Source organism: Allosphingosinicella deserti (assembly GCF_003012735.1).
GTDB lineage: Bacteria > Pseudomonadota > Alphaproteobacteria > Sphingomonadales > Sphingomonadaceae > Allosphingosinicella > Allosphingosinicella deserti.
In genome coordinates this window covers 17,765-32,255 of the sequence record NZ_PXYI01000011.1, presented here as the reverse complement: position 1 = coordinate 32,255, position 14,491 = coordinate 17,765, and the positions used below count along the sequence as shown (strand labels likewise).

General features: G+C 65.6%; 15 protein-coding genes. 10 read left to right on the top strand and 5 right to left on the bottom strand.

The genetic code is table 11. The features are described 5' to 3' along the window. Nucleotides 1-6 precede the first annotated feature (6 nt). The 10 genes from C7I55_RS24255 (at nt 7) to C7I55_RS24210 (ending at nt 11,159) form a co-directional block, all read left to right on the top strand. Complete coding sequence (locus tag C7I55_RS24255; protein WP_106515640.1) at nt 7-792, top strand: type VI secretion system accessory protein TagJ; 786 nt, start codon at nt 7-9, stop codon at nt 790-792. Nucleotides 793-796: 4 nt separating this feature from the next. Further along, nucleotides 797-1,330, top strand: a complete 534-nt coding sequence (tssE, locus tag C7I55_RS24250) for a type VI secretion system baseplate subunit TssE (protein WP_106515639.1) — start codon at nt 797-799, stop codon at nt 1,328-1,330. A 4-nt stretch (nt 1,331-1,334) separates the two neighbouring features. Then, the gene (gene tssF / locus C7I55_RS24245) at nt 1,335-3,197 is read left to right on the top strand and encodes a type VI secretion system baseplate subunit TssF (RefSeq protein ID WP_158266572.1); all 1,863 of its coding nucleotides are present in this window, start codon (nt 1,335-1,337) and stop codon (nt 3,195-3,197) included. After that, complete coding sequence (gene tssG / locus C7I55_RS24240; protein WP_233222397.1) at nt 3,161-4,195, top strand: type VI secretion system baseplate subunit TssG; 1,035 nt, start codon at nt 3,161-3,163, stop codon at nt 4,193-4,195. Before tssF ends, tssG begins: the two co-directional genes overlap by 37 nt. Next, nucleotides 4,192-6,942 (top strand): type VI secretion system ATPase TssH, encoded by a 2,751-nt coding sequence (gene tssH / locus C7I55_RS24235; protein ID WP_106515637.1) that lies wholly within the window; start codon nt 4,192-4,194, stop codon nt 6,940-6,942. Before tssG ends, tssH begins: the two co-directional genes overlap by 4 nt. 136 nt (nt 6,943-7,078) lie before the next feature. Next, nucleotides 7,079-7,984 carry a M15 family metallopeptidase gene (locus tag C7I55_RS24230; RefSeq protein WP_199193039.1) on the top strand — a complete coding sequence of 302 codons (906 nt, stop codon included), beginning with the start codon at nt 7,079-7,081 and terminating at the stop codon, nt 7,982-7,984. Next, on the top strand, nt 7,981-8,484 hold the full coding sequence (locus tag C7I55_RS24225) for a hypothetical protein (RefSeq protein WP_106515635.1): 504 nt from the start codon (nt 7,981-7,983) through the stop codon (nt 8,482-8,484). Before C7I55_RS24230 ends, C7I55_RS24225 begins: the two co-directional genes overlap by 4 nt. Nucleotides 8,485-8,578: 94 nt before the next feature. Next, entirely contained in the window at nt 8,579-10,009 is a 1,431-nt protein-coding gene (locus C7I55_RS24220; RefSeq protein WP_158266571.1) for a class I SAM-dependent methyltransferase, read from the top strand. Continuing rightward, nucleotides 10,006-10,311, top strand: coding sequence for a hypothetical protein (locus C7I55_RS24215; protein WP_106515633.1), 306 nt, complete (start codon nt 10,006-10,008; stop codon nt 10,309-10,311). Before C7I55_RS24220 ends, C7I55_RS24215 begins: the two co-directional genes overlap by 4 nt. Before the next feature lie 11 nt (nt 10,312-10,322). Continuing rightward, complete coding sequence (locus tag C7I55_RS24210) at nt 10,323-11,159, top strand: peptidoglycan-binding domain-containing protein (protein WP_106515632.1); 837 nt, start codon at nt 10,323-10,325, stop codon at nt 11,157-11,159. On the opposite strand, the gene C7I55_RS24205 is transcribed toward C7I55_RS24210, so the two are convergent. The 5 genes from C7I55_RS24205 to C7I55_RS24185 all read right to left on the bottom strand — a co-directional run bounded on the left by C7I55_RS24205 (nt 11,122) and on the right by C7I55_RS24185 (nt 14,328). Continuing rightward, entirely contained in the window at nt 11,122-11,805 is a 684-nt protein-coding gene (locus C7I55_RS24205; protein WP_106515631.1) for a hypothetical protein, read from the bottom strand. The two genes, C7I55_RS24210 and C7I55_RS24205, sit on opposite strands and share 38 nt — an antisense overlap. Nucleotides 11,806-11,833: 28 nt before the next feature. After that, on the bottom strand, nt 11,834-12,361 hold the full coding sequence (locus C7I55_RS24200) for a DUF4303 domain-containing protein (protein WP_158266570.1): 528 nt from the start codon (nt 12,359-12,361) through the stop codon (nt 11,834-11,836). A 22-nt stretch (nt 12,362-12,383) separates the two neighbouring features. Further along, entirely contained in the window at nt 12,384-12,755 is a 372-nt protein-coding gene (locus tag C7I55_RS24195; RefSeq protein ID WP_106515629.1) for a hypothetical protein, read from the bottom strand. Between the two features lie 49 nt (nt 12,756-12,804). Continuing rightward, nucleotides 12,805-13,635 (bottom strand): tetratricopeptide repeat protein, encoded by an 831-nt coding sequence (locus C7I55_RS24190; protein ID WP_106515628.1) that lies wholly within the window; start codon nt 13,633-13,635, stop codon nt 12,805-12,807. Between the two features lie 99 nt (nt 13,636-13,734). Continuing rightward, nucleotides 13,735-14,328, bottom strand: a complete 594-nt coding sequence (locus C7I55_RS24185; protein WP_106515627.1) for a hypothetical protein — start codon at nt 14,326-14,328, stop codon at nt 13,735-13,737. Nucleotides 14,329-14,491: the final 163 nt, after the last annotated feature.

Here is a 14,491-nt window from a genome sequence, read left to right as displayed (position 1 = left end):
GCACGAATGTCGGATGCCGACACGCTGCTTCGTTCGGGCGATCTCGACGGCGCGCGCACCGCGCTTGTCGAGACCGTCCGGGCAGAGCCTGCCAATCAGCAGGCGCGCATGTTCCTGTTCCAGCTGCTCGCAGCGGCCGGGGAATGGGACAAGGCGAAGCGGCAACTCCAAGCGCTTGCCCAGCTTTCGGGCGAAGCTCAGATGCTCGCCCTCACATACGGTCAGGCGATCGACGCCGAGGTTGAACGGGCGAACGTATTTGCCGGTCGCCAACGCGCCCGGCAGCAGATCGAAACGCCGTGGGCCGAAGGCGTGATCGATGCGATCTCCGAACTCGGCCAGGGCCGGTTCGAGGCCGCAGAAGCCGCCAGGGCGACCGCCTTCGACGCGGCTCCCGATACGCCCGGTACGTTCAACGGCACGGCGTTCGATTGGATCGCGGACGCGGACGCCCGTTTCGGTCCCTGTTTCGAAGTGATCGTTGCCGGACGGTACGGCCTGCAAGCCTTCGATCAGGTCGCGCGCATCACCAGCGAAGGACCGCGGGATCTTCGGGATCTCATCTGGTACCCTGTTCAGATCGCCTTCAAATCCGGCCAGTCCGTTGCCGCTTTCCTGCCGGCGCGCTATCCTGGATCGGAAACCTCGTCGAACGCCGCCGAGCGGCTCGGACATGCAACCACGTGGAAGGATGCGGGAGGCGTGGCGATCGGGCTCGGCCAGCGCCTCTGGACGCTCTCCAGCGGTGAGGATCATCCCCTTCTGTCGCTGCGCGAACTGAGTTTCGCCTGAGCCCATGGCAGTACGCCATCGGCTGACGCCGACCCTTTTCGACAAGCTCGTCGCCGATATCGAGATTTCCGGGTTGCGCGACATCCATTCGGAGGCGCCCGAGGTCTCGCGGGAGAAATTCCGTCATTATGCCGTCCCCAAGCTGGAACGGTTCAACGAGGCGGCTTTGCGGGCGACGATCCGCCGGGAGCTCGCCTGGCTGCTCAACACCACCAATATCGAAGCCCTTCACGACCTGGCGCCTTACCCGCAGGTGCAGAGCTCGGTCCTGAACTATGGCCTGAGCGACCTTGCCGGCAAGGCGCTCACCCGCCGTGCGATCCTCCACCGCGCACGCGAGATCCGCAGGGCGATCCGCCTGTTCGAGCCGCGCCTGGCCGAAAGCTCGCTCACCGTCGAACCCGCCGACAATCCCGACCGGCACAATGCCGTCACCTTCGTCATCCGGGGAGACATCACGGCCGCCGCCCACGCGATGCCCGTCAAGTTCCGGACCGAAGTCGATCCGGAGACGGTCGCCGTCGACGTGCGGGAGTAGCGCCGTGGATCCCCGGCTCCTGCGCTTCTACAACGACGAACTGACCTATCTGCGCGAAGCCGCACGCGAGTTCGGCGAGGAGCATGAAAGCGTCGCAGGGCGCCTCGGCCTCAAGACCCCGACGGATCCGGATCCTTACGTCGAACGGCTGCTCGAAGGAGTCGCCTATCTCGGCGCTCGCGTGCAGCTCAAGATGGCGGACCAGTATCCGGAGTTCACCTCCCATCTGCTTCACGCCATCCAGCCCCATTATCTGGCGCCGATGCCGTCGATCTGCATCGCGGGCTTCGAGCCGCAGGAAGGTGATCAGATCCTGTTGAAGGGCCATCGCGTCCCCAGGGGTACGCAATTGATCGCGACGGCATCCGATCAGGACAATGCCCCCGTCATCTTCCGCACCGGTCACGACGTAACGCTTTGGCCGCTCAAGATCGTCGAGGCGGAATATCTGTCGACCCGCGCTGCTGTCGCGCCCTTTGCCGCGGCGGCCAAGGTACGGGCCGAAGCCGGCCTGCGATTGCGCTTCGCCGCGACCGCGGGCGCCGAGCTGCCCCAGGTGCTTCCGAAAGAGCTGCCACTCTATCTTCATGGCGCGGAAGCTGTGCCCAATGAATTGTACCGGCAGCTCATCGGAGAGACGCAGGCGGTGCTCGCCCGCTCCGCCGATGCGCCCGCCAATGCCGCCTGGATGTCGCTGCCCCGGCCCGAACAGGTCGGCTTCGAGGACGAAGATGCATTGCTCCCCGCCGAGCAGCGCGCCTTTCGCGGTTACCGGCTCCTCTCAGAATATTTCGCCTGCCCGGAGCGGTTCCTGTTCGCGCGATTGATGCAGCTCGACCGCGCGTTCCGAACATCCCCCAAGGCCTGCGACGTCGTGCTGCTGTTTGGCCGGTCGTCGCCGGTGCTGGCGCGTGCCGTCGATGTCAGCAATTTCAAGCTCTACGCGAGCCCGGCCATCAACCTCTTCGAGAAGCAGCTCGATCGAGTGCAGGTCCGCCCGCACGAGCATGAATATCACCTCATCCCCGATCGCACCCGGCGCTACGATTTCGAAGTGTTCCGCCCGCTCGAGGTGAAGGCCTATGCCCGCGACAATCTCGACGCCCGCACGGTCGCCCCGCTCTACGCCTTCGGGGCGCTGCTTTATGATTGGCGCGAGGCCTTGTTCTACTCGTCGCAGCTCCGGCCGCGGCGGCTCTCGACTCGTGAGCAGCGGCTGCGCCGTCGCAGCGAATATGTCGGCACCGAAACCTGGCTGAGCCTGACCTCGCCAGGCGACCCGGCGCGGATCGAGGATGTCCATGAACTTTCGGTCCGGGCGCTGGTCACCAATCGGGAACTCCCCGAGCTGCTCACCTTTCGGGGCGATAAGCATTTCGTGGCGTCCGGTGTCCCCGCCCGCGCGATCTCGGTGCTGCGAGCGCCCACGCGCCCACGGCCGCCTTTGGGCCTGGGCGATGCTGCCTGGCGGGTCATCGCCCATCTCACGCCCAATTACATGACGCTTGCGCCCGAGGACCATGAGGATCCGTCCGCCTTGCGCGATCACCTCGCGCTTTACGGCCGCCAGGACGATGCGGCCCTCCGCCGGCAGATCGATGGCGTCCTCGCCATCCGATCCAGCAAGGTCATGCGCCGGGTGCCCGGGCTCGACCGGATGGCGCTGGCCCGCGGGCATCGCATCCGGATGAAGCTGGACGACGCCGCCTTCGACAAGGGCGGCATGTTCCTGTTCACTGCGGTTCTCGAACGCTTCCTGGCCGAGTTCGCCAGTATAAACGCATTTACCGAATGCAGCTTCTACAGCCCGAACGAAGGGGAGTTCGCGCAATGGCCGCCGCGGATGGGCCGCCAACACAACATCTGAGCTTCCTGAAGCGCGTCGGCGACGCTGCGCGGCGGTTCGGCATGTTCCCGGCGGTGCGCGGAGCCGAGGCACGCGCGCCGGAGCTTCCGCGCGTCGGCCGTGCGCGGCGGCCGAGCCAGAGCATCGTCGATCTCGCCCAGGTTCCGGCGATGCACTTTCCGGCGCCGACGCTGGAATCGGTCGAGTTCCGGAACGGACGACCGCAGCTCAACGGATACTGGCTCGGGCTGACCGGGCCGCAGGGCGCCCTGCCCATTCACCTCACCGAGTTCGCGACCTTCGAACACCGATACGCGAAGAAGCGGCCGTTCGGACGCTGGCTGGACGTCCTCGCCAATCGCATGCTGCAATTCTTCTTCCGTGCCTGGGGCGATTCCCAACCTGTCGTCCACGCCGACCGACCGGATGACGACCGGTTCGCCGGCTATCTCGCAGCGCTCTCGGGCGCCGCCGAAGGCGTATCCGACCGTGCTTTGTTTCCGAAGCGGGCGCGGGTCTATTATGCGGCCCTGTTCGCGTCCCGCCGCAGCGCCATCGCGATCGAGGATGCTCTCAGCCAGCTTCTCGGCCAACCGGTCCGGATCCACCAGTTCCAGCCCCGCTGGCGCGAGATTCCCGTCGATGACCGCAGCCGCCTGGGACGCAGCTTCGCTCGCCTCGGCGACGATCTGGTGCTCGGCAGCCGCATTCGAACGGCATCGGATGCGTTCAGCGTGGTCATCCGCGCGCGATCGGCCGACGAGTTCGAAAGGCTTCTGCCGACCAGCGAACGGTTCGCGATCGCCTCGGAAGCGCTCGAGGCGTTCGCCCCTGGCCACCTCGAATGGGACATCCGCTTGGAACTCGAGGAGCAGCTCGTTCCTCCAGCCCGGCTCGACGGCCGGACCCGTTTGGGATGGACGGGGTGGTTGAGCCCGCAGAAGACGTCTCGCATCCGATCGGATGCTCATTTACGCCGTATCAGAATCGCCCATGGCGCACCGGGGGAATTGCAATGACCGAGATCAGCCGCACCGCCTTGTTCGGCCGCTTGAACCCGACCGCCCTCAAGGCCATCGAGACGGCGACCAGCTTCTGCAAGATGCGCGGCAACCCCTATGTGGAGCTGGCGCATTGGGTGCACATCCTGTTACAGGATCCGCGCAACGACGTGGCCGCGATCCGATCGGCATTCGGCCTGGACGATGCCAAGCTGACCACCGACGTCGTGGCGGCGCTCGATGCGCTTCCCCGGGGCGCGACCGCGATCTCGGACTTCTCGCCACAGATCGAGGAAGCGATCGAAAAGGGCTGGCTGTACGCTTCGCTCCAGTTCGGAGCGGCCCGGGTGCGCACGGGGCACCTTCTCCACGGCATGCTGAAATCGCCGACGCTGCGGAACGCATTGTTCTCGCTCAGCGGCGAGTGGCGGAAGGTCGCAGTCGAGACCCTCGGCACGGATTTCGATCACCTGGTCGGCGGTTCTTCCGAAACGACCATCGTCGACGCACCCGCAAATGTCTCTGCGGGTGCGGAACCCGGCAACACGGGTGGCGGCAGCGCCGGCGGCGAAGCGCTGGCGAAATTCTCCATCGACCTCACCGCCAGGGCCCGCTCGGGCGAGATCGATGGGGTCGTTGGGCGCGACGCCGAAATCCGGCAGCTGGTCGACATCCTTTTGCGCCGCCGCCAGAATAATCCGATCCTCGTCGGAGAGGCCGGGGTCGGCAAGACGGCGGTGGTGGAAGGCTTCGCCAAGCGCATCGTCGATGGAGACGTGCCGCCGGCACTGACCGGGATTTCGCTCCGGGCTCTCGACATCGGGCTGATGCAGGCCGGTGCGAGCATGAAGGGCGAGTTCGAGAAGCGTCTGCGTCAGGTGATCGACGAAGTGGAAAGCTCGCCGACGCCGATCGTGCTGTTCATCGACGAGGCCCACAGCCTGATCGGGGCCGGCGGGCAGGCCGGTACCGGCGACGCCGCCAATTTGCTGAAGCCGGCCCTGGCGCGCGGCCGGCTGAGGACCATTGCCGCCACCACCTACGCCGAATACCGGCAATATTTCGAAAAGGACCCTGCGCTTACCCGGAGGTTCCAGACGGTCGACGTCAGCGAGCCCGAAGCGCCCAGGGCCATCGACATGCTGCGCTCCGTCGCCCCGATGATGGAGGACCATCACGGAGTCGTCGTACTGGACGAGGCCGTCGCGGCTTCGGTCCTGCTGTCGCAGCGTTACGTTCCGGCGCGGCAGCTGCCCGACAAGGCGGTGAGCCTTCTCGACACCGCGTGCGCCCGGGTCGCCGTTTCCCAGCATGCGACACCTGCGCCGGTGGAAGACCGACGCCGGAAGGTGCAGTTGCTGGAGGTGGAAAGAGACGTCGTCGCGCGGGAAGCGGCCGGCCAATATCGCGCCGACGACCGGCTCGATCGTATCGACGAGGAACTGGTCGAGGCACGGAGCGCATTGGAGGCGGCCGATGCGAAATGGGCCCGCGAAAAGGAAGCGCTGGCGACCGTCACGCAGGCTCGCGATGCGCTGCGCGATGCGCGTGCCGATGGCGAGAACGCGGCACCGGAGACGGAGGCTGAGCTCCGTGCCGCCCTGGACGAGGCGATCGCCGGGATGCGCGCGGCGCAAGAGGATGCGCCGATGGTGTTCGGCGTCGTCGATCACGATGCGGTGGCGGCCGTGGTCGGGGACTGGACCGGCATTCCCGTCGGCCGGATGGTCAAGGACGAGATCCAGAGCGTGCTCACCATCGCCGATCAGCTGAAGGCGCGGGTCGTCGGGCAGGATCATGCGATGGACGCGATCGCGAAACGCATTCAGACGAGCCGTGCCAAGCTCGACAATCCCAACAAGCCGGTTGGCGTGTTCATGCTCTGCGGCCCATCGGGCGTCGGCAAGACGGAGACTGCGCACGCGCTGGCGGAGCTGCTCTTTTCCGGCGACGATTCGCTGATCGTGATCAACATGAGCGAGTTCCAGGAGGCGCACACGGTCTCGACGCTCAAAGGCGCCCCGGCTGGCTATGTCGGCTACGGCCAGGGCGGTGTGCTCACGGAAGCGGTTCGCCGGCGCCCTTATTCGGTGGTGCTGCTCGACGAGGTCGAAAAGGCCCATCCGGACGTCCACGAGATGTTTTTCCAGGTCTTTGACAAGGGCTTCATGAACGACAGCGAAGGCCGTTTCATCGATTTCAAGAACACGATCATCCTGCTGACGTCGAATGCCGGAACCGATCTGGTGATGAGCCTTTCCGAGGACGAGGAGATGAAGCCCGAGCCCGAAGCGCTGGCCGGCGCGCTCCGCCCCGAACTGCTCAAGGTGTTTCCGCCGGCATTGCTCGGCCGCCTGCTGGTGCTGCCTTATTACCCGCTCAGCCCGGACATGCTCAGCAGCATCGTTCGGCTTCAGTTGAAGCGGGTCGAGCGCCGGATCGGCGACAATCACAAGATCCGCTTCAGCTATGCCGACGCGGTCGTCGATCTCATCGTTTCCCGCTGCAACGAGGTCGCATCCGGCGGACGCATGATCGACGCGATCCTGACCAACACGATGCTCCCGGAACTGTCGATCGCATTGCTCGAGCGTCAGATCAGGGGCGACGAGACCGAATCGATCCACGTCGATGCCGGTCCGCAGGGCTTCGTCTACGCGTTCGGCGACCAGCTCGGCGCGGCCGCTTCACCGGCCGCCCCGGAGACGATTGAAATCGCCGCTCCCGAGGCAGGCCCGGTTGCCGTGACGATAGACGCCCGCTGAGCGGCGGCTTAAGCTTCTCGGCCCGGAGACAGGAAGAAGACCGCCGGGACAGTCACATCGGCCAGCAACAACACCAGCAACAGCAGTGGAGTGGCGCATGACAGCAGCTTTGCGATGTTCGGTTGGGATCAACGGGGTGAACGAGAGGAGCGACACGATCGCCGTCCAGACTCTGCTGACACGCGCCGGGATGCGCCTCGGACTGGTCGACGGACGCTGCGGGCCGAGGACCATCTCCGCGATAATCCACTACCAGAACGGCTTCCTGCGCCACCCTGACGGACTGGTGGAGCCGAACGCGACCACCTGGCGACACCTCACCGGACAAGTGGGCGGGCAGGGTCTCCCCGGATCCACCCCGATCCGTTACGTGACTCCGGTGAGGACCCCGGTTCGCACCGGATGGTCGCCGGCGACCTCAGCCGGGCCAGAGTCTCCGCCGCCGACGCATTCGGCAGCCTCGCCGCTCCCCGCATCGGCACCGGCCCCGATCCCCGCCAATAATTCGATATCCTACACGACCTTGCTGCCGAAGCCGGCACGGAACACGATCAACAAGGGCCTGCACTCGCCGTCCAACCGGGTGTTGCTGGAGAAGTTCGGCTCCCCGCGGGAGACTTACAGCCAGAACGATCAGCCGATCACCAACGAGCGTCTCAAGCGCATGCTCGTCACCGAATCGGTCGGCCCGTTCCGCGCCACCGGTCTGCGCCCGGCGGTTCAGAGCCTCCGCCAGGTGATGAGCGACGTGCAGGCCGCGGTCCCGACCCTCTACAATGCAATCAGCTCGGCAGGGATGACGGTGTGCCGCCTGCAACGCGGCTCATCCACTGCCATTTCCAATCACAGCTGGGGCACGGCCATCGATCTGAAGATCGGCGGACGGCTCGATCCGCGCGGGGACAGCAAGGTCCAGCACGGCCTTCTGCTGCTCGCGCCCTTCTTCAATGCCCGGGGCTGGTATTGGGGTGCCGGGTTCGGAGTCGAGGACGGTATGCATTTCGAATGCAGCACGTCCCTGATCGCGAGCTTCGCGTCATGAACGGCGCGCACTTGCTGGGCGCCGTCCTGGGGCTTGCAGGTCTGGCGCTCCCCGCATCGGCTGCGGAGTCTCCGTTCAGGCCTGTGCCCGGCTCGGCCTGGTCGCAGGATCCGGCCACCGGTTGCCGCTTCGTCAGGCCGGCCTCGCTGACCGAGGGTCCGACCCATTGGGCGGGCGCCTGCCGCAGCGGCAAGGCGGACGGTCTCGGCATGCTGCGCCGCCGCGATGGAGGCGCGAGCAGCGCCGCCTTTTACGGCGAGCTGCGCGACGGCGTCCCCGCCATCGGAGTCCTTGATTTGGCCGATGGCTACGTCGTCGGACGGTTCGTCAACGGCGACATCGGAACACGCGATACCGAATGGCAGGAACGCCTCGATTCCTTTCGGGTGGCGGCCCGCGCGGCGCGCGCCGTGAGCGCCCGCTATGCGGCACAGAAGAACCCGCGCTCCGCCGCTTTCTACAAGCGGGTCGCGGAAACATTGGACATGCAGATCGAATGATCAGGATCACCGACGCGAAGGTCCGGGTGGAGCACAAGCGGCTTTGCGCACGCCTGCATTCTCCGGCGCTGCGGATTGCGCATGGCGGCAGGGCATGAGCGGTCCGGCGCCGACCCCATATGACGAGATCGCCTATCCAAGCGCGATCTTCAGCCAGACCGCGCCGGAACGGCTGGCCGTGATCGCGCGGCTCACCGGGCTGGCGCCGCCGCCGGTGTCGACGGCACGGGTGCTTGAGATCGGTGCCGGCGATGGCATGAACCTGCTCTCGCTGGCCGCAGCGCATCCGCAGGCGCGCTTCGAGGGATTCGATCTCGCGCCGACCGCGGTGGCGCGCGGGGAGCGCTGGCGCGCGCTCGCCGGGCTCGACAATGCCGGATTGCAGGTGCTCGACATTCTCGAGGCGCACCATCGCCTCGAGGGCCCCTTCGACTATATCATCGCTCACGGAATCTACGCCTGGGTGCCGGCCGAGGTGCGGTCGGCCACCATGGCGCTGATCGGCCGGTTGCTCGCGCCCGACGGAGTCGCCTTTCTCAGCTACAATGCCCTTCCCGGCGGATATCTCAGGCAGGCGCTGCGCGATGCGCTGCTGCTCGAGCTCGGCGATCTGCAAGGCGCCGACCGCTGGCGTGCGGCACGCGCCTATCTGACGACCCTTTCGGCCGAGCCGGAGGGCGGCCAGAATCCAGCCCAGGCCGCGCTTCGCGACGCCGCCAAACACACGCTCGACAAGCCCTGGTCGGTTCTCTGCCACGACGAGCTCGGCCCCCACTTCCACCCGCAATCGCTGGCAGACGTCGAAGCAACCGCTCGTGCCAACGGGCTTCAGTTCCTCGGGGACGCGGACCGGGAGCGCATGAACGATGCGTTTCTGCCGGATGGCATCGAGGCCGCAGGCGACCCGTCGGCACAATTGCTCCGCATTCTCGGCGCACGCGATTACCAGGATTTCCGCTTCTTCCGGCAGACGTTGCTGGTGCGGGCGGATCGCATCCCGCGCAGAACCATCGACCACCAGGCCCTCGGGCAGCTCTATGCAGTCACCCGCTGCCTTCGCGACGAGGAGGGGATGTTCCGGATCAACGCGAACGTCTTCGAAGTGCAGGATGCGCCGCTCGCCGAGGCGCTGACCCGGCTCGTCGAGCAGCGTCCCCGCCGGCTCAGGGTGTCCGAACTCGTCGACACCCCGGCGCGCCGCATCGCGATGTTCGAGATGTTCAACGCGGGTCTCATCGATCTCTACACCGAAGCCGAGCCCTATGCCTGCGAAGTCGGCGAACGGCCGCGGGCCAGCCCGCTGATCCGTGCCATGCTTGCCGAAGGTCTGGAGAATATCTGCACGCTCGATCATCGGTTGATGACCATCCAGGAATTCGGCCCGCGGCACCTGCTCGCGCACCTGGACGGCACCCGCGATCGCACCGCGCTGGTCGCCGTCGGGCAAGAGGCCGGGCTCGACACGCCCGAGGCGCTCGACAAGGGGCTGCGCACTCTGGTCAGCGAAGGGTTGATCCTGGCATGACGCGTCTCCTTCTGCTTGCGCTCCTGGCGTCCGCCTGCACGGCGGCAGGGCCGGGCGCGAAGGTCGAAGCGGGCGCAGGGGCGCTGCCCCCCGACGTTCGTGCCTTCATCACGCGCCGGGACGGCTGCGATCATTTCCGCGGCGAAGAGGGCTATGATGCCGCGCGGCGCAAGCAGATCGAGGCGCAGTTGAAACGTCTCTGCACCGGCACCGACGCCGAGCTTGCCCGCCTGAAACGCGCGCATGCCGCCAACCGGCTGGTTCAGGCCGCCCTCGCCGACTACGACGACAACATCGAATAGGGGAGAGCAGGATGATCACCGGGTCGGTGGGCAGGAACGGCGCCAATGTCCGGGCGGATGTTGCCGCGGTTCAGCAGCTCCTCAACCTGCGCGCAGCGGACATGGGGATCACGCCGGTGCGGACCGACGGCGTCATCGACGATGCCACGACTGCAGCGATCGGCCGCTTCCAGGCGCTCGTGATGGGCGTGCCCTCCGATGGACGGGTCGAGCCGGTCGGTCGCACCTTTTCGGCGCTTTCGGCCACCGCCCCGACCGCCTTGATGCAGGAGCGCGTGCGCGCCACGGCGGGGCGGGCACGGCTGAGCGGCGAGCGATGGTTCCGGGCAAACGAAGCCCGTTTCCCGAACAGCGACCGGGTCAGCGATCTTGCCCCCGCCTTCGCGACCCAGGTCGAGAGCTTCCTGACGGCGCTCCGCCGCGCGCCGGCGACCGTGCGCGTCAGCTCGACGCGACGGAACGTGCACCGCGCCTGGATCATGCACCATGCCTGGCGCATCGCTGCAGGAGAGATCCAGCCGGGCGCGGTGCCCGCCAATCCCGACGTCGACATCCTGTGGGATCACGGCGATCTCAGAAGCTCGAAGCGCGCGGCTCAGACGATGGTCGAGCTGTTCGGGATCCGCTTCAAACCGTCGCTCACCTCCAACCATATCCAGGGCACGGCCATCGACATGACGATCACTTGGGATCACGCGATCGACGTCGTCGATGCCGCCGGGCGCACCCACCGCATCGACCAGCCCCGATCCGGCAACACCAACACCGCACTCCACGCCGTCGGCGCAACCTACGGGGTTCACAAACTGATCACCGACCCGCCGCATTGGTCCGCCAACGGCCGCTGATCCGCTTGCAGCAGAATGTGGGGGCGGGGCGCACGACAGCCCCGCGGGGCGGCGGGCGAACCAGCCGGCTCCAGTCTCCCAGCATCACCGGCACCGCGGCCTCCCGGTCGATCTCGCCGCCGAGCGCCCCCACCCGCGCTTCGAACTCCGCCCGTTTCTGGGGGAGCACGGAAAAGTCATCGTCGACGATCTGGCTCTGGTTATCGATCACGAAGAACTCGATCCATGCCGACGCGAGATCGAAGAAGACGAGCAGGTTGGCGCAGAGATACTCGTAGGACCACGCCCCCTGCCCGTGCCGGGAGAAGAATATTCGTCCACCCGTACCGACGGTGAACGGATCCGCGGACCGATCGGCGAAGACCCAATGATCCTTGTCCCACTGCTCCTCCCCGGCCCCGGATCGGTAGCCCTCCTGGCGGGCGGCAATCTCCTCCAACGGGTAGATGAGGAGATCCTCGGCGATGCCCGGCACCTCGACGCCGCCGGGATAGCCACATTGCTGGATGGCTTCCGCGATGTCTTGCCCGAAGAGGCGGTCGATTGCGTCCTTGTCGGCGATCACCGACGGCAGCGTTGCTTCGAAGGCGATCCCGGCCCGCCGCGCGGTGTCCATGAAGCGCCCGATTGCATTGCCAGTCATCATTCAGGCTCCTTCTTCGACACCGTCCGGCCTACTCGAAACGGCCGACGAAGGGAGCAGCCAGTGCGGGCGGATTGAGCCGCACCGCAGATCGATGCTCGATCGCCTCCGCCTCTTCGCTGTCGGAGATCGTCACGAACAGCGTAATCCCGTCGAGCGCAGTCCCACGTTCGGCACGCAGCGTCGCGAGGGCGTCGATCATCGCCTCGATCAGGCGATCGAAATGAGTGTCGAACGCCTCCTTGGCGTCGAGGGCGGCCGCAGTGAGATCGCGATTCACGTCCACGAGATGGGCGTCGCCGATCATCTCGTAGCGCCACTCGGCCGGCGTCCAGCGCAGATAGGCCTCGTAGCGAGCGGTCATGTCCTCGAACTCGGCCTCGGATTCCCGTTTCTCGGCATAGCCCTCTTCGGTGTTGGCGCAGAGGCCGACGCTCATTCCATCGTCCGCGGTCTGCAGGCAGATCGCATAGAGCCTCTCAGCCGCAAGGGAGGAGATCAGGTCGTCGGCCGCCCCGATCGTCGCCGTTACGAGGTCTGGGCCTTCTCCTTGCATCATGCTTCTCCCGGCGTCGCCGCCCTCACTCCGGATCCTCCAGCCAGCCGATCGTACACTGGTAGGAAAGGGATACACGGTGGGCATCGATCATGTTTTCGAGCGTGATCGCATCGATCTCGAAATGGTTCGCGTTCGCGTCGTAGGCCATGTCGTCGGTCAACTCACGGGCTCGGTATCTGATCTCCCTTTCCTCCAATGCCCGCAACAGGCCCAGGATCCGCGTCGTGCCGAGGGGGTCCTTGCGATCGAAGAGGGCCAGGTCGAGAACCGGCTCGCCCGACAGGAACGCGCGCTTCGTTTCCGACAGAGCAGTTCCGGACACACGGGCGATCTGGACGACAACGGAGGCAGGAACAGCGCCCGCGGGATCTATCACCAAGACGATACGACTCATGTCACCTCCATGATCGAAGCCATGTCCGACTTCGGTCGAACGCCTCGCATCACAAGGTCGCGAGCAGGCGCTCAGCGCGCGCAAACCCCTGATCCGCCGATTTCCGAAGCCAGTACAGCGCCTTGGCCCGGTCCTCGGAAACCCACGATTTGCCATCGAGATACATCTTGCCCAGGGCGTACTGGCCATGGGGGTTTCCACATTCGGCGGGCGCGTACAGGAAGTCGGCCTGGAGCGTCTCGGTATCGAGTCGCCAACGGTCGCGTTTGTTGCTGTGCCAGAGCAGCGCATGCCGATCATCCTCCCAGACCAGCTTGCCCGCCGCCGTGTCGATCTTGCCTAGCCCAATCGGCGAGGCGAGGAACGGCAACCAGCGTGTCTCGCCGCCCTTGGGGCTCACGGTAAAGCCCAGTTCCAGTTGCCGGCCCGTCCGCCACTCCACTCCGACGGCACAGCTTCGGCGCAGATTCCACTTGGGCTTGGCCCAGGTACCGTTGAACCGATAATCGACATCCTTCACCCCGCGATAGACCGTCTCGAGCGCATCAAGATCCCACCCGCGATCGGCACCCAACGTGCGCAATGCGTAATGCGCTTCGCCGACATAGCGCTCGTGCGGCGTCGGCAATGCGTTGACTTCGGGGTTCTCGCCCAGCGGATGCTCGTAGCGGAGGACACCGATAAGATCCTCGACCCGGCGCTCTGCCGCCGGGCCAAGGAGGATCACTTTGCTGATGCCCCCCGTCCCGACCTTCCCGTTCTGCAGCCGATACTCATACACCGTCGTGGCTTCCGCGATGCGCGCGAAAATCTTGTCATCGGCGAGTGCGCCATACTCGCCTGCATAATTCGGTTCTACAACTCGCAGATACTTGCCCATCTTCGTCTCCAAGTCCCGAGAATGCGTGGGTTCCTGCCGTGGGGGTTCGGTCGTCAGGATCGGCGAGGGCCGCCACCAAACTCCCGCTCTCCCGATGCTTTAGCAAACCTGCAGCAGAGTATGGAAAGCTTTCACCTCCGGATCGAAGAACACGTAGAGCTGAGCGTCATCGTGCATCAGGTCACCGACGTCCATCTGGCCGACGAACATCAGCGGCCGTCCGTTTTCACAAGGCCACATTGCGGTTTGAAGCCACTTCGGCGGCCTCTTGAGATAGCGGAAGTCTCGCGCGATCTGCTCTTTCGCGAGTTTGATCCGGGCCGCTCGACTGCAATCTTGAGGCAACTGATTGATGAGCCCTGTAGCGTAATGGTCGGGCAAGACCAACCAGGATGGGGTTGCATCCAGGATCGACTCATAACTGCGCATGGAGCTTTGATCCACGCCGGCCTCAACTCCGAGCTCTACCAGGAAGCGTGCAAGCGCATCCTTGATGTTCAGGTCTGCCGCTACGCTACCCGGCTCCTGTTTGATCACGTACAGAAACAGAGTATCTTCCTCGATGTACCGAGGGAGAGGGACTTCTTGCTCAAGATACGCCTGCAGATCCTTGTCGCGCGACACCGCGTCGTAAAATACCTTCAGCGGAGTTTCGCCTTGCAGATAAGATCGGACTTGTTCCAGGGGACTCATCGTACATTCCCGGTTTTTCGGCGGAGCGGCGTACCGTCGAGAAAACACGTCGGACGGCTGACAAGCGGCACGAATCCGAACAGATGGGAGCGTTTCTCGCTTCCTGACCCGCGGAACCGCGCGAGGGCGCGCTGACAGGCGTCATGAACACTTATCCTCCGCT

What these genes read in the sequence shown, in the direction of transcription:
- tssH (WP_106515637.1), top strand. Translation starts at nt 4,192, where the DNA reads ATGACCGAGATCAGCCGCACCGCCTTGTTCGGCCGCTTGAACCCGACC.
- C7I55_RS24225 (WP_106515635.1), top strand. Translation starts at nt 7,981, where the DNA reads ATGAACGGCGCGCACTTGCTGGGCGCCGTCCTGGGGCTTGCAGGTCTG.
- C7I55_RS24190 (WP_106515628.1), bottom strand. Translation starts at nt 13,635, where the DNA reads ATGGGCAAGTATCTGCGAGTTGTAGAACCGAATTATGCAGGCGAGTAT.
- tssG (WP_233222397.1), top strand. Translation starts at nt 3,161, where the DNA reads ATGGCCGCCGCGGATGGGCCGCCAACACAACATCTGAGCTTCCTGAAG.
- C7I55_RS24200 (WP_158266570.1), bottom strand. Translation starts at nt 12,361, where the DNA reads ATGATGCAAGGAGAAGGCCCAGACCTCGTAACGGCGACGATCGGGGCG.
- C7I55_RS24255 (WP_106515640.1), top strand. Translation starts at nt 7, where the DNA reads ATGTCGGATGCCGACACGCTGCTTCGTTCGGGCGATCTCGACGGCGCG.
- C7I55_RS24215 (WP_106515633.1), top strand. Translation starts at nt 10,006, where the DNA reads ATGACGCGTCTCCTTCTGCTTGCGCTCCTGGCGTCCGCCTGCACGGCG.
- C7I55_RS24220 (WP_158266571.1), top strand. Translation starts at nt 8,579, where the DNA reads ATGAGCGGTCCGGCGCCGACCCCATATGACGAGATCGCCTATCCAAGC.
- C7I55_RS24210 (WP_106515632.1), top strand. Translation starts at nt 10,323, where the DNA reads ATGATCACCGGGTCGGTGGGCAGGAACGGCGCCAATGTCCGGGCGGAT.
- C7I55_RS24185 (WP_106515627.1), bottom strand. Translation starts at nt 14,328, where the DNA reads ATGAGTCCCCTGGAACAAGTCCGATCTTATCTGCAAGGCGAAACTCCG.
- tssE (WP_106515639.1), top strand. Translation starts at nt 797, where the DNA reads ATGGCAGTACGCCATCGGCTGACGCCGACCCTTTTCGACAAGCTCGTC.
- C7I55_RS24205 (WP_106515631.1), bottom strand. Translation starts at nt 11,805, where the DNA reads ATGATGACTGGCAATGCAATCGGGCGCTTCATGGACACCGCGCGGCGG.
- C7I55_RS24195 (WP_106515629.1), bottom strand. Translation starts at nt 12,755, where the DNA reads ATGAGTCGTATCGTCTTGGTGATAGATCCCGCGGGCGCTGTTCCTGCC.